Annotated in this window: 12 protein-coding genes; 5 read left to right on the top strand and 7 right to left on the bottom strand. The window is 73.5% G+C overall.

The window, feature by feature from the left end; all coding sequences use genetic code 11:
- Positions 1-3: 3 nt before the first annotated feature.
- The 4 genes from ACWEJ6_RS35800 to ACWEJ6_RS35785 are packed head-to-tail and all read right to left on the bottom strand — an operon-like array spanning position 4 to position 4,117.
- Positions 4-1,383: an amino acid adenylation domain-containing protein gene (locus tag ACWEJ6_RS35800; RefSeq protein ID WP_452429536.1), complete on the bottom strand. Its 1,380-nt coding sequence runs from the start codon at positions 1,381-1,383 to the stop codon at positions 4-6.
- A complete protein-coding gene (locus ACWEJ6_RS35795) occupies positions 1,376-2,650 on the bottom strand; it encodes a condensation domain-containing protein (RefSeq protein ID WP_452429534.1) in 1,275 nt (424 codons plus the stop codon). Before ACWEJ6_RS35795 ends, ACWEJ6_RS35800 begins: the two co-directional genes overlap by 8 nt.
- Entirely contained in the window at positions 2,647-3,828 is a 1,182-nt protein-coding gene (locus tag ACWEJ6_RS35790) for a cytochrome P450 (RefSeq protein WP_452429532.1), read from the bottom strand. Before ACWEJ6_RS35790 ends, ACWEJ6_RS35795 begins: the two co-directional genes overlap by 4 nt.
- Complete coding sequence (locus ACWEJ6_RS35785; RefSeq protein ID WP_352353844.1) at positions 3,821-4,117, bottom strand: phosphopantetheine-binding protein; 297 nt, start codon at positions 4,115-4,117, stop codon at positions 3,821-3,823. Before ACWEJ6_RS35785 ends, ACWEJ6_RS35790 begins: the two co-directional genes overlap by 8 nt.
- A 125-nt stretch (positions 4,118-4,242) precedes the next feature.
- On the opposite strand from ACWEJ6_RS35785, the gene ACWEJ6_RS35780 reads away from it, so the two are divergent.
- Both ACWEJ6_RS35780 and ACWEJ6_RS35775 read left to right on the top strand, forming a co-directional pair.
- Positions 4,243-4,695, top strand: coding sequence for a hypothetical protein (locus tag ACWEJ6_RS35780; RefSeq protein ID WP_452429530.1), 453 nt, complete (start codon positions 4,243-4,245; stop codon positions 4,693-4,695).
- Entirely contained in the window at positions 4,692-6,161 is a 1,470-nt protein-coding gene (locus ACWEJ6_RS35775; RefSeq protein ID WP_452429528.1) for an alpha-L-arabinofuranosidase B, read from the top strand. Before ACWEJ6_RS35780 ends, ACWEJ6_RS35775 begins: the two co-directional genes overlap by 4 nt.
- Positions 6,162-6,195: 34 nt before the next feature.
- Here ACWEJ6_RS35775 and ACWEJ6_RS35770 read toward each other — a convergent pair whose 3' ends face one another.
- Positions 6,196-7,101, bottom strand: coding sequence for a polysaccharide deacetylase family protein (locus ACWEJ6_RS35770; protein WP_364389603.1), 906 nt, complete (start codon positions 7,099-7,101; stop codon positions 6,196-6,198).
- 107 nt (positions 7,102-7,208) lie between these two features.
- Between ACWEJ6_RS35770 and ACWEJ6_RS35765 the strand changes: the two genes are divergently transcribed.
- Positions 7,209-7,766: an LOG family protein gene (locus ACWEJ6_RS35765; protein WP_387670199.1), complete on the top strand. Its 558-nt coding sequence runs from the start codon at positions 7,209-7,211 to the stop codon at positions 7,764-7,766.
- Between the two features lie 80 nt (positions 7,767-7,846).
- Positions 7,847-9,898 carry a SpoIIE family protein phosphatase gene (locus ACWEJ6_RS35760; protein ID WP_452429525.1) on the top strand — a complete coding sequence of 684 codons (2,052 nt, stop codon included), beginning with the start codon at positions 7,847-7,849 and terminating at the stop codon, positions 9,896-9,898.
- 3 nt (positions 9,899-9,901) lie between these two features.
- On the opposite strand, the gene ACWEJ6_RS35755 is transcribed toward ACWEJ6_RS35760, so the two are convergent.
- Entirely contained in the window at positions 9,902-12,598 is a 2,697-nt protein-coding gene (locus ACWEJ6_RS35755) for a M48 family metalloprotease (RefSeq protein WP_452429523.1), read from the bottom strand.
- Positions 12,599-12,600: 2 nt separating this feature from the next.
- Positions 12,601-13,149 (bottom strand): hypothetical protein, encoded by a 549-nt coding sequence (locus tag ACWEJ6_RS35750; protein ID WP_452429521.1) that lies wholly within the window; start codon positions 13,147-13,149, stop codon positions 12,601-12,603.
- Between the two features lie 154 nt (positions 13,150-13,303).
- On the opposite strand from ACWEJ6_RS35750, the gene ACWEJ6_RS35745 reads away from it, so the two are divergent.
- Complete coding sequence (locus ACWEJ6_RS35745) at positions 13,304-14,260, top strand: NAD-dependent epimerase/dehydratase family protein (protein ID WP_452429519.1); 957 nt, start codon at positions 13,304-13,306, stop codon at positions 14,258-14,260.
- Positions 14,261-14,369: the final 109 nt, after the last annotated feature.

Raw genomic sequence — 14,369 nt, 5'->3', positions numbered from 1 at the left:
CGGTCAGCCGCCGTCGAGGGCGTTGTAGTCGACCTTGCCGTTGGGCAGCCGCGGCAGCGCGTCCAGCCGCTGGAACACCGTCGGGACGGCCACGATCGGCAGCCGGTCCAGCAGGTGGGCGCGCAGGGCCCGGCGGTCGATCCGGTCCTCGCCGGTGACGAGGTAGCCCTTCAGCCGGGCCGGTCCGGAACCGGCCCGCGCGACCCCGACGGCGGCGGCCAGCACGCCGGGGAAGCCCGCCATGGCGTGCTCGATCTCCGCCCGTTCCAGCCGCGCGCCCCCCAGCTTGAGCTGGTGGTCGGCGCGGCCGTGGAACAGCAGCTCGCCGTCCGGGCGCAGGGAGACCAGGTCGCCGGTACGGTAGGCGTCCCCGATGCCCTCGGCCAGGCCGGGGCCGGAGATCACCAGCTCCCCGACGCCGTCCGGGCCGGGATCGGCGATGGACACCCGCGCCCCCGGGACCGGGCGGCCGATCGGCACCCGGGCCGCCGCCGCGTCCTCGGGGACGCAGCGGTGGACCGTGCTCCAGACGGTGCACTCGGTGGGGCCGTACTCGTTGTGCAGCACCGCGCCGGGCAGCGCCGCGTAGTGCTCACCGACCAGCGCGGGCGGGCACGTCTCGCCCGCGACGATCACCGTGCCGAGCGACCCGAACGCGTCGGCCAGGCCGTTGCGGAGCGCCAGCCCGTAGAACGACGGCACCATGAGCAGGTGCGAGGGCCGGTGCTCGACGGCGAAGCGCGCGACGGCGGCCAGGTCGGACGGGCGCTGGCTCGGGATGACCAGCCTGCCGCCGCAGGCCAGCGTCCAGTAGATGCCGGCGACCGAACTGTCGAACGAGATGGACGAGCAGAGCAGGAACCCGGTGACCGGCGCGGCGTAGTGGGCCAGGCGGGCCCCCGTCGACCAGGCCAGGGCGGCGCGCGAGACGGTGACGGGCTTCGGCGTGCCCGTCGAGCCGCTGGTGAAGCAGGTGTAGGCGAGCCGCGCCGAGGTCGCGGGCAGCGGCCCGTCCGGCAGTTCCGTGCCGGACATCTCGACACGACGGGCCGGGCCGGTCAGCGGGACGATCATGTCGGGCTCGATGAGCGCGATCCGGGCCCCGCACGCCTGCGCGACGTCCTGCTGGCGCTGGAAGGGGAAGGCGGCGTCGATGGCCACGTAACGGCCGCCGGCCCGCAGGACGGCGAGCATGCCGATCACCGCCCACCGGGACAGATGCGCATGGATCACCACGGGCTCGTCGGGGCGCAGGCCCGCGTCCAGCAACACCCGGGCCAGCCCGGCGCTGATCCGGTCCAGGTCCCGGTAGGACAGCTCGCCCTCGCGGTCGGCGATCGCCGTGGCCGCGCCGCCCAGGTGCGGCTCGATGAGCTCAAGCATCGGCCAGCCGCTCCAGCACGCGCAGGAACCCGGCGACCTTCGCCTCCACCCAGTCCCGGCCGAACATCGCGGCCTCGTAGGAGACGATGCCGACCACCTCCTCGTCCACCCGCATCGACCACAGCAGGTGCACCGGCATCACGGGCGCGGGCTGCCGCTCCTCCGGCACGGGCGTCAGCACCAGCGCCGGGTCCTCGGCGGTGGGGGCGAACGGCGTCCTGGGGATGAGCTGGAACACCGGGAAGGTGCGCTCGACGACCTCCGACGGGTCGAACATCACGGCCGCCAGCTCCGGCGCCTCGGGCAGCACCCGCAGCAGCGGCACGTCGTGCCGGTAGGCCGCCCGGCACGCCTCGTCGGCGCGGCAGCTCAGCTCGTCCAGGTCGGCGGGGTCGCCGGTGGTGATCCGCAGCCACAACATGTTGAGCATGAACCCGGCCGTGTACCACTCCGACGGCTTGCGCCCCGCGGTGATGACCGGCACGACCGCGTCGTGGCGCCCGGCCCAGACCGACGCGGTGAACGCCGTCAGCAGCAGGGTGAACGGCGTGGTCCGGCGGCGGCGGGCCACCCGGCCCAGGTCCCGCCACAGCGGGCCGGGCACGGTGAAGCGGCACGTCCGCTGGTCGCCGCGCCTGCCCGGCGTCGGCACCGGCATGGCGAGCTCCGCCACGCCGTCCAGCCGCTCCTTCCAGTACGGCAGCGCGTCGGTGATCGTCCGCTCCCAGGCGGGCGAGAAGTCGTCGGCGGCGACCTCGGCGTACCCCATGACGGCGGAGCCCGGCGGCGGCCCGCCGCGCAGCCGGGCGGTGTAGGCGTCCGACAGGTCGCGCGCCAGCAGCGGCAGCGACCAGGCGTCGGAGGTGAGGTGGTGGGCGACGATCACCAGCAGGCTCGTGCCGTCCGCGCACCGGCCCAGGTGCACCCACAACAACGGCGGCTCCTCCGGCGGGTACGCCGAGCCGGTGGCCATCGCGAGGAAGGCGTCCTCGTCGTCCACGTCGTGCACCAGCAGGCGGCCGGGCGCGCTCTCGTGCACCCGCGCCCGGACCTCGCCGTCCGGGTCGCGGGACACGGCCGTGCGCAGCGCGTCGTGCCTGGCCACGACGTCGTCCACGGCCAGGCGCAGCACGCCGGCGTCCACCTCGTGCGCCACCCGGTAGGCCGCCCGCACGATGAACGTCGAGTTGACCACGCTCCCCGGCACGGCCTGCTCCAGCCCGAGCAGCAGCTGCTGGGCGTAGGTGAACGGGATCTCTGTCGTCATTGGCCTCTCCTGGGCGTCCCCGAGATGATCAGCTTCTTGAAACCGGTGAGGAAGGTCGATCGCACCCGGACCGGTTCGCCGGCCACCTCGACGTCGGCGAAGGTCGCGAAGAGCGTCGCGAAGAACAGCCGCAGCGTCAGCCGGGCCAGGTGGGATCCGATGCAGTAGTGGTGTCCGCTGCCGAAGGCGAGGTGGCGGTTGGGCGTGCGGGCCGGGTCGAACGTGTCGGGGTCGGCGAAGACCGCGGGGTCGCGGTTGGCCGCGCCGATCCAGGCGACCACGGGCTCGCCCGCCGCGAGCTCCACGCCCGACAGCCGCACCGGCCGGGTCGTGTGCCGCATGAAGTGACTGCCGGGCGACGCCCAGCGCAACGCCTCCTCGACCCCGTCGCGCAGCAGGTCAGGACGGCCGGCCCAGGCGCGATAGCCGCCGCCCCTGGCCAGCTCGAACACCGTCGAGCTGGCCACGTTCGGCAGGGTGACGCTCGCTCCCAGCAGCAGGCTGTAACAGTTGGAGACGGCCGTGCCGGGGTCCATCCGGCCGCCGTCCTGCGACAGCATCAGGCTGATCAGGTCGTCGCCCGGTTTGCGGGCGCGCTCCCGCACCAGGTGCAGGAAGTAGGCGAACAGCTCGCGGTGCGCCCGGCGCAGCGTCCCGGACGCGTCGCCGGCGAGCTGGTAGTCGGGGTCGTCCTCGGCGCTGGCCGCCATGACCAGCGTCAGCAGGCGCGGACGGTCGTCGTGGGGCAGCTCCAGCAGCGGCCCGACCAGTGCCAGCGGCAGCCCCCGTACGGCGGCGGCCAGGTCGAACTCCGGCCCGTCCAGGCCGGGGGCGAGCAGGGCGGTGATCGCCGCGATGACGGACGGCTCGTAGGCCGCGGCCGAGCGCATGCCCATGACCTTCTGCAGCGGGGCGCGCATCCGGTCGTGCTCGGGCGGGTCGGTGGCGGCGAGCTGCCGTCCGGCGGCCGGGTCGGCGCGGCCCAGGAGGTTGAGCAGGGTGCCGCGCTCGCTGGTGAAGCACGTGTGGTCGCGCAGGACGCGGTCCACGTCGGCGTACCGGGTGACCGACCAGAAGCCCCGGTCGTGCCGGTGCACCGGGTCGTTCTCGCGCAACCACCGCCAGGTCTCGTGCTGCCCGCCCGCCTCGAACAGGCCGGGGTCGGCGAGGTCACGCATGGTCGAGCGGGGCCGGCGAGCCGATCACCTCGGCCAGCTCGGCGATGGTCGGCGACAGGAACAGCGTCCAGGCGGGCACCTCGAAGCCGAACTCCCGGTCGATCGCGAACTGCACGTCGGCCGCCAGCAGGGAGTCGCCGCCCAGCTCGAAGAAGTCGTCCTCGATGCCGACGGGCGCGACGCCCAGCTTGGCCGACCACAGGCCGGCCAGCCGCCGTTCGATGTCGGTGCGCGGAGCCTCGTACGCCGATTCCAGTTCGAGGTCGTCCCGTGACGTGACAGTGGTCATCCCAGCTCCGTGGTGAGGTGAACGCGAAGACCCGGCCACCCTGCCCCCAAGGATGTTGAGCCCCCGTTGAGAATCCGTTGATCACCCCCGCCACCGCCCGGCTAGACTCCCGCCGGGAGGTGACCGTGAACGGTCCGCGCACGAGGAACGCGCTGCTGGCCCTCTGCCTGTCGGCCGCCCTCGCCGCCTGCGGGACCCAGTGGTTCCCCCATCGCCTCCAGGCCGACCCGGCGGCCCTCGCCCAGGTCCGGGAGATCGGCCGGACGGTGCGACAGGAGCAGGCGGAGCTGGCCTATGACGGCACGATCCAGGTCGAGGACATCGTGGTGCTGGACCTCGGCGCCGCCACCTTCGAGGAGGCCCTGCGCCTGGCGCACGACCGCCTGCGGCGGCGCGGCTGGCAGGACGCCGCGGACGGGCCGGATCGCCTCCTGATGAGCTCGCCCGCCTGGAAGCAGGCGTCACTCACCGTCGGCTCCCTCTGGAGCGCCGGCACCCACCGGATGCAGGCGGACGCCTACGCCGGTCGGTTGAAGTCCGGGGCGGTCGTCGTGGTGCGGCTGTGTGAAACGGCGTGAGCCGGGCGCGGGCCGCCGCCCAGCAGTCGTGCGACATCTACGCCGCCGGCGGCACCCCCTGCGTGGCGGCCCACAGCACGACCCGCGCCCTGTACGCCGCCTACAACGGCCCGCTCTACCAGGTCCGCCGCTCCTCCGACAACGCCACCCGCGACATCGGCCTGCTCGCCGCGGGCGGTTACGCCGACGCCGCCGCCCAGGACACCTTCTGCGCCGGCACGACCTGCCTCATCACCGTCCTCTACGACCAGTCCGGACGGGGCAACCACCTCACCCAGGCGCCCCCCGGCGGCTTCCCCGGCCCGGCGCCCGGCGGGTACGACAACCTCGCGATCGCGACCGCCGCCCCCACCATGGTCAACGGCCACAAGGCGTACGGCGTGCGCGTCACCCCCGGCACCGGCTACCGCGACAACGTCACCAACGGCATCGCCAAGGGCGACCAGCCCGAAGGCATGTACGCCGTCTTCGACGGCACCCACCACAACGGCGGCTGCTGCTTCGACTACGGCAACGCCGAGACCAACAGCCGCGACAACGGCAACGGCACCATGGAGGCCATCTACTTCGGCGACATCAAGGTCTGGGGCTACGGCACCGGCAACGGCCCCTGGGTCATGGCCGACCTGGAGAATGGCCTGTTCTCCGGCGTGAACCCGGGCTACAACCCGGGCGACCCCAGCGTCAGCCACCGCTACCTGACCGCCGTCGTCAAGGGCGAGCCGAACCACTGGGCGATCCGCGCCGGGAACGCCCAGTCCGGCGGCCTGTCCACCTACTACGACGGCCCCCGTCCCAACGCCCCCGGCTACAACCCCATGAAGAAGGAGGGCGCGATCATCCTCGGGATCGGCGGCGACAACAGCAACGGCTCGGCGGGCACCTTCTACGAGGGCGTGATGACCGCGGGCTACCCCTCGAACGCCACCGAGAACGCCGTTCAGGCGAACATCGTCGCCGCCGGCTACACCACCACGACCGGCGGCGCGGACGGGACGCTCACCCCCGGCGCGTCCGTCTCGCTGCGCGCGACCACGGCCTGCTGCACCACCCGCTACCTGCGCCACCAGAACGACCAGGTCGTCACGTCGGTGATCGGTGCCGGCAGCTCGTCGCTGGACAGGAGCGACGCCACGTGGATCGTCCGCAGCGGCCTGGCCGGGGCCTCGTGCGTGTCGTTCGAGTCGCGGAACTACCCGGGCGACTACCTGCGCCACCGCAATTACCAGCTCTACCGGCAGCACGACGACGGCAGCGCGCTGTTCGCCGCCGACGCCACCTTCTGCCCGCAGGCCGGCAAGAGCGGTCAGGGCACGTCGTTCGCCGCCGCCAACTTCCCCGACCGGTTCCTGCGCCACTACGACAACACCGTCTACATCGCGAGCAACGGCGGCTCGCACGCCTTCGACAACGCCGCCTCCTGGGCGGCGGACGTGAGCTGGGTCGTCGGCCCGCCCTGGGCATAGACGAGGGCCTGAGCCGTCCCCGGCCGGGGGCGGCTCAGTGCATGTCGGCCGGGCGCGCCCGCCCGTCGAAGGGGAAGCGGGCGCGGAAGTCGATCTCGGCCTCGGCCATCGACATGAACGTGACCCCCTTGTGCCCGCGCATGTACGCGATGAGCCGCTCCAGCATCAGCAGCACCTGGGGACGCCCGCTGACGTCGGGATGCAGCGTGACGGGGAAGACCGCGTAGTCCAGCTCGCGGTAGACCCAGTCGAACTGGTCGCGCCACTGCTGTTCGAGGTCGCGCGGGTTGACGAAGCCGTGGCTGTTCGGCGAGCTCTTGATGAACATCATCGGCGGCAGGTCGTCGAGGTACCAGTTGGCCGAGAACTCCACCAGGTCCACCTCCTGGCCGGGCACGAGCGGCTTCATCCAGGTCGAGGCGGCCTGCTCGTAGTCGATGTGCGTCCACTGCTCGCCCTTGCGGGCGTAGAAGGGCTGGAAGTCGCGGTAGGACTGCGAGTGGTCGTAGCCGAAGCCGTAGCGCAGCAGCAGCTCGACGGTCCGCGCGGACATCTCCCACCACGGCGCCACATAGCCCCGGGGCCGGACGCCGAGCACCTTGTCCAGCACCTCCAGGCTGCGCGCCAGGACGTCCTCCTCCTGCTGGGCGGACATCGCGACCGGGTTCTCGTGCATGTAGCCGTGCGCGCCGACGTCGTGCCCGGCTTCGACGATCCGCCGCATCTGGTCGGGGAACGACTCCGCCGAATGCCCGGGGACGAACCAGCTCGTCCTGATCCCCTCGCGGGCGAACAGGCGCAGCAGCCTCGGGGTCCCGACCTCGGCGGCGAACACGCCCCGCTGGATGTCGTTGGGCGAGTCCTGGCCGCCGTACGAGCCGATCCAGCCCGCCACGGCGTCCACGTCCACGCCGAAGCAGACGTTGATGGCTTTCTTCATGGACCAGGACGTACCCCCGCCGCGACGGACGGGCACCGGGCTCGACGGATCTTGGGCAGATCCTTCCCAGGTGCCCTGGCCTGGACAGGTTCGCCTACAGTTACGGCGTGAACATCTGCGTCTTCTGCTCCGCCGCCGACCTCGACGAGCGTTACACCCGCCCCGCCCGCGAGTTCGCCGAGCTCATCGGCAAGGGCGGGCACACCCTGGTGTGGGGCGGCTCCGACAGCGGCCTGATGAAGGTCATGGCCGACGGCGTGCAGGAGGCCGGCGGCCGCCTGGTGGGCGTCTCGGTCGAGTTCCTGGCGCACAAGGCCCGTCCGGGCGCCGACGAGATGATGATCACCCGCGACCTGGCCGAGCGCAAGGCGCAGCTCCTGTCCCGCGCCGACGGCTTCGTCATCATGGTGGGCGGCAGCGGCACGCTCGACGAGGCCACCGAGATCCTGGAGCTGCGCAAGCACGGCCTGCACAGCAAGCCGGTCGTGCTGCTGAACACCGCGGGCTTCTACGACGGGCTCAAGCAGCAGTTCCAGCGCATGGAGGCGGAGGGCTTCCTGCCGTTGCCCCTCACCGAGCTGGTGTTCTTCGCCGAGGAGGGCGTCGGGGCGATCGCCTACCTGGAGGAGCGGTCGGGCCTGGTCCCGCCGGGCGCCGGCGGCTGACCGGCCCCCGCGGCGCGCGTTCGGGGCGGATCGTGCGCGGGTAGGGGGAAGGGAGGCTGTGGCCGTCGGGGGAGGTCACGATGGGGGCTGACGGCGAGCCCGCGGGCAGCGGGCTGGCGTTCGAGGTGCTGGAACCGGCGCCGGTCGGCGTGGCGGTCGCGCGCGGCCCCGACCACCGCCTGGTCTACACCAACGCCGCCTACCGCTCCCTGTTCGCCGACAGCCGCACCGGGATGCCGGTCGAGGAGGCGTTCGCGGAGTTCGTCCAGGTGCACTTCCGCGCGCAGTTCGACCACGTCTACGCCACCGGCGAGCCGTTCGTCACCACGGCGGAGCCGGAGTACGTCGTCGGGCCGCAGTGCGAGGAGCCGCGGTTCTTCACCTCCAGCCTGTCGCGCGTGGTCTTCGGGCCGGGTGACTACGGCGTGCTCGAAGTGGTGATGGAGGTGACCGAGCAGGTCACCGCGGCCCGCCGGATCGAGGCCCTGGCCGAGGAGCGCCGCCGCATCCTGCGCCGCTACGAGAGCCTGATGAAGGTCAGCGCGCAGATCGTCTGGGTGACCACCCGCGACGGCTACGTGAAGGAGCCCAGCCCGAGCTGGGAGCGGGTCACCGGGCAGCCGTGGGAGGGGCACCGCGGGCAGGGCTGGCTGAGGATGGTCCATCCCGACGACCGCCAGGACACGATCAGGTCGTGGGCCGGGGCGGTCAGCAGGGCCACCGAGACCTGGCAGCACGTCTACCGGCTGCACACCGCCGACGGCTCCTACCGGCACTTCCAGCTGCGCGCCGTGCCCATCTGCGAGAACGGCCAGGTCGTGGAGTGGGTGGGGTCGTGCACCGACATCGAGGAGCAGTGGCAGGAGCAGCGGCGGCAGCGCCTGCTCGACAGCGCCGCGGCGGCCACGGCCCAGCTCAGCAGCCTGGAGGAGATGCTCGGCGCGCTGGCCGACGTCATCGTGCCCGAGCTGGCCGACGGCTGCAGCGTCTACCTCATCACCGACCTGACCGGCGATCGGCGCGGCGAGGCGCCGTTCGTCGTCGAGCGGCTGGTCACCGCGGCACGTCACGGCCTGGCGCCGCTGTCGCCGTACAGCGAGGAGCAGCTCGACGACGGCAACGCCTTCGTGGCGGTCGTTCGCCGGCGGCGGCCCGTGCTCCAGACGTTCCCCGCCGGGTGCCCGCCGCCCGACCTGGCGCCGGCCGGCACCCGCGCGTGGCTGGCCGCCAACGACGCCAACAGCATGCTGGTCCTGCCGGTCGTGGTCGACGGCGCGGTGCCCGCCGTGGTCGGGGTGGTGACGTGCGGGGACCGTCCGGCGATCAACCGGGCCGACATCACGCTGCTGGGCAACATGTTCGGCCACGCCCACGACGCGCTGAGCCGGGCCATCCGCTTCCAGCGCACCCAGCAGGTCGCGCTGGCCCTGCAGTACAGCCTGCTCGCCGAGCCGCCGCGCCTGCCCGGCCTGCGGATCGTGGCCCGCTACCGGGCCAGCCCCAGCGCCGCCGAGGTGGGCGGCGACTGGTACGACTCCTTCGTCCTGCCCGACGGCGTCCCGGCGCTGGTCATCGGCGACGTGGCGGGGCACGACCTGTCGGCGGCCGTCCTGATGAGCCAGTTGCGCAACATGCTGCGGGCGCTGGCGATGGACCGCCGCGAGCCGCCCGGCGAGATCCTGACCCGGCTCAACGTCGCGATGGAGTCGTTGTCCTCCGAGGTCACGGCCACGTGCGTGTTCGCCCGCGTGGAGGAGGGCAACGGCGGCCACCGGCTGCGGTTCGCGGTGGCCGGCCATCCGCCGCCCCTGCTGGTCACCGCCCAGGGCCACGGACGTTTCCTGGAGGAAGCCGTCAGCCCGCTGCTCGGCTTCTTCGACGACGAGACCCGCGCCTCCTGGACCGAGCCGCTGCCGCCGGGCAGCACGCTGCTGCTCTACACCGACGGGCTCATCGAACGGTCGGGCGAGCACCTGGACCTCGGTCTCGAACGGCTGCGCCGGGTGGCGGAGTCGCTGGCCGCCGAGCCGCTGGAGAGCTTCTGCGACCAGGTGCTCAGCGGCCTGCCCAGCACCGGCCTCGACGACATCGCCGTCATCGCCCTGCGGCTGCCGCCCGCGCAGGAGGAGTGATCACTAGGGCAGCACGCCCGTGACCACGCACAGGTGGCGCAGAGCGCCATGGTCGAGGATCGCCCGTGCGGAGTCCCCGGCCAGCAGGGCGGCCGCCGTCTCGCGTCCCATGGCCTGGACGGCCGGGTCGCGCGCGGCCATGGCGTACCCGGCGCTCCTGGCCATGCCCGCGATGACGCGGGAGAAGTCGCCGAAGGTGTCGGTGAACAGCAGTCCGGAGCTGACCGCGCCGACGGCCGCGCAGGCGCGGGCCGGCGGCAGCGGACCCCGGGGAGCCGCGCCGAGCTCGCGGGTCACGGCCGCGCGATCGACGGCCACCGGCTTGTCCCCCGCGGCGGCCACCATGGTGACGGCCAGGTAGCCGAAGAGCACCGTGGCGAGCGCGGTGGGGACGAGCGACAACACGGCGCCGACCGGCCGCCCGGTGACGCCGTGCCACGGACGCGCTCCCCAAGGCCGGGGGCCCGCGGCGGACAGCGCCTGCGCGGCGCCGCGCACGGCGCTGCCCAGCCACGCGGCGGCGGTGCCCACGACGATCAGCCCGGCGAACCCGACCGAGAAGAACGGCCCGCTCTGCGACAGGTCGACGAGGCGCGGCAGAGGAGCCATGCAGGACCACAGGTTCTCGGCGCCGCACGCCGCGATGACCAAGTGGATCATGATGAGCGGCACCAGGCCGAACACGGTCAGCAGCATGAGGATCCCCGCGCCCGCCACGACCGGCGCGGTGCCGCCCCGCCCCCCGGCCGCCACACCGAAGCAGAACGCCCCGGTCAGGGCCACGGCGGTCGCCACGACGAGCAGAGGGGCGAAGAGAGTGGCCGCGCTCTCCATGGGCACGGCCCCCGTGAGCGGCACGCCGCCGAAGGCCGAGCGCAGCCACCCGTAGAAGGGGATCATCACCCCGGCGTAGACGAGGCAGATCGCCGGCGCGGTGACGTTGACCGCCGGCAGCGGCATGCGGGGGGCCGCAAGACGGCTCGGCGGGGCGTCCCGCCAGACGGCCGCGAGGGGCCGGGGCGGCAGGCCACGCCGCACCGCCCAGCCGATCGACGCGGTGGCGCAGGCCAGCACGACGCAGAGCTGCAACGCCGGGCTGACAGCGGCGGTGTACAGGCCGTACCAGAGAATGTCCCAGCTCGCCGCGCTGCCGATCATCGACGCGATCATGTCGAACCAGTGGCTCAGCCACGCCCCGAAGATCACCGCCGACAGCGCCGAGCCGGCCAGCGCGGCCGTCCGGACCCGCCGGGCCAGCGGCAGCCACACCGACGCGCACAGGACCGCCCACCTCAGCATGAGCTGGAACAGGACGGCGAGCAGCGCCGCCAGCACGACCGCGATCACGGGGGAGCCGGCCAGGATGTCGCCCCACGAGCCGGCCGCGGTCGCCAGCGGCGGCGCGACGAGCTGACCGGTCACCATCCCCGCCGTCAGCGCCAGCGCGGCGGGCAGCGTGGACGGCGGACGCGTGTGCGTGGCCTGCGCCAGCAGCCCGGCCCGCCACACGGTGCCGGCGACCGCCCCGGTGGCCAGCGCCCCGAACAGCACCCCGACGGCCAGGCGCTCCGGGCTGAACAGGGAGGCCACGGGCACCGTGAAGGTCATCTCCACGAGCTGGACGCACGGCGAGTACCCCAGTCCGAGCAGCGCGCCGGCGGCCGCGGACTCCACCACGCCGATCCGGAACAGCCGGGGCGCGCCGCGGATGACGCCCGCCCGCTCCTCGTCGCCGGGGTGGAAGGACCACGGCCCCCGGTCCCGTCGGCGCCGCCGGTTGTGCGGTCGTGACGGGCTCAGGGTGGCCAGGATCAGCCGCTCGCCGTCCGGTGTGGCGCAGCCGCGCAGGTCGGCGTAGTACTCCCTGGTCCTGAGCACCGAGGTGCGGGCGAACCACAGCAGGGCCAGCACGGCCGCCAGCCGCCACGGCAGGACGGTGAGCAGGCCCGGCTCGACCGCCGCGAGCACCAGCAGCGGTAGCGCGACGACCAGCAGGTACGCCCACCAGACCGCGAAGGCGAACGTGGTCAGGCCGACGTCCTTGTTGCGCAGATGGGCCAGCTCGTGGGCGAGGACGGTGTCGAGTTGCCCGGGGTCGGCGTCGGCCGCGCGCAGCAGCCCGAGGTCGAGGATGATCCGGTACCGGGGACGACGGCCGAAGGCCCGGCCGCTCTCGCTCGCGCGCAGGGTCGCGACGTACACCTCCGTCCCTGGGGCCAGGGCCCGTACGGTGTCCTCGACGCGCCGCACCACGGCGGCCATGCCCTCGTCCACCGCGAACTGGGCCAGCGGCCGCGGGCCGGAGAGCATGACCAGACGCGGGTGCAGGAGGTGGATCACCACGGCCACCGCCAGCAGCCCGGCCACCATGCCGATCACCACCCACCCGGTGCGCGCCGAATATCGCTGGACACAGTCGATGTAGGCCGAGACCAGGACGCCGTCGGGGATCCGTCCCGCGCCGGATCCGGCGGCCAGGGCACAGGCACGATAGCCGCGGTCAGGGCTGCCGGCGGCGTACCGGTCGAGCAGGAGCAGGTACAGGTGGACGGCGCTGGTGACCGCGACGACGATCATGAGCAGGAAACGGGCCGTGGTCGCAGCCGGCAGCGCGAACGGGTCCAGCCGCGGAGGAGGCGGCGCCGCGGGCGTGCCGGCCCGCGCCGTCGCCTGCCGGAAGGGGCCGGCGGGCGGGCCCACGGTCAGGGCCGCGGGTCGATGAGGGCCGCGGCGAGCAGCGTGTTCACGCGCTGGGCCAGCTCCTCGGGCATCCCCGCCGCCAGCACGATCTCGGCCGCCTGCGCGCCGATCGCCGCCGCCTCGACCGCGCTGACCCTGGGCAACGGCGTGCGCTCGCCCTGCGGGGCGACGGCCGAGGTCAGCGCCCTGCGACGGCGGCGCTCCCGCCACCGGGCCCGCAGCCGGTCGACCCGTTCGGTGGTCATGCCCGTCAGCACCTCGCAGGCCACGCCGTTGAGCAGGGTCAGGACCACGCCGAGCACGAGCTGCATGCCCTCGCCCGCGTCGAAGCCGGTGGGCTGGTCGCGTTCGCGTCCGCGCAGCGTGGCGCGGACCGCGCGTCTGCGGGCGGCCGGGTTGCCGAAGAAGTCCGCGCAGGCCAGGGGCAGGAAACGCACCTCCTCGGAGGCCACGTCGAGCAGGATCGTCCGGGCGGCCTCTTCGATGGTCGGCGCCGTACGACGGGAGCCGTCGCCGGAAATGCCGGGTTCTGGGGAGCCTGGTTCGGGCATGTCTCCTCGCCTGACTTGAACTGAGTCCCCGAATCACCCCTATGAGAGCATGTCCGCCGCTCCGCGGATACATGACCGCTGAAGGCGATCGGAGTGTTGCGCTGGAAGTGAAGAGCGGGGGTCCGGACGGGCCGGGTGGGCCAGGATGGCAGGCATGCGGACACTTGTTCTCGGCGGCACGAGGTTTCTGTCCAGGGAGATCGCGCGGCAGGCCCGCGACCGCGGGCACGAGGTGGTGTGCGCGGCGCGCGGCGTGGCCGGCGAGCCGCCCTCGGGCGTGGAGTTCGTCCGGGTCGACCGGGCCGAAGACGGCGGGCTCGCGCCGCTGAAAGGGTCGTTCGACCTGGTCGTCGACGTCGCCAGGCTGCCCAGCCAGGTGCGGCGCGCGGTCACGGAGCTGGCGGGCCGGGCCGGACACTACACGTTCGTCTCGTCGTGCAGCGTCTACTCCGACGCGACCCGGGTCAGCCAGGTCCTGCACGACCCGTTGCCCGCCGGAGCCGACGAGAGCGACCCGGAGAACTACGGGCCGGCCAAGGTGGCGTGCGAGCAGATCCTCGGCGACGGCGCGCTGCACGTACGGGCCGGGCTGATCGTCGGCCCCGAGGACCAGTCCGACCGGTTCACCTACTGGGTCGAGCGCCTGGCGCGCGGCGGCCGCGTGCTGGCTCCCGGCTCGCCCGGCGATCTGGTGCAGCTCGTCGACGTACGCGATCTCGCGGCCTGGACGCTCGACGCGGCCCAGGCCGGGCTGACCGGCCCTTACGACGGCATCTCCATGCCCTTCACCAGGGGGGAGATGCTGGCGGGCATCGCCGAGGGGCTGGCGGTGGCGCCGGAGCTCGTCTGGGCGGGCCGGGAGTTCCTCACCGGGCACAAGGTCGAGCCCTGGGCCGGGCCGCGTTCGCTGCCGCTGTGGTTGCCGTTGCCGGAATACGCCGGGTTCATGGCCCGGGACACCTCCGCCACGCTGGCCGCCGGGCTGCGCATCCGCCCGGTCGCCGACACGGCCCGCGACACGCTCGCCTGGCTGCGCGCCTCCGGCCACCGGGTGACCCGCGCCGGCCTCACCACCGACGAAGAAACCGAACTCCTCCACCTGCTTCCCTGACCCCCGGTTCCCGGCCCCGGTTCCCGGCCCCGGTTCCCGGCCCCGGTTCCCGGCCCCGGTTCCCGGCCCCGGTTCCCGGCCCCGGTTCCCGGCCCCGGTTCCCGGCCCC

The sequence above is a fragment of the Nonomuraea sp. NPDC004702 genome, from assembly GCF_053601695.1.
This window is presented reverse-complemented; position numbering and strand designations above follow the sequence as displayed.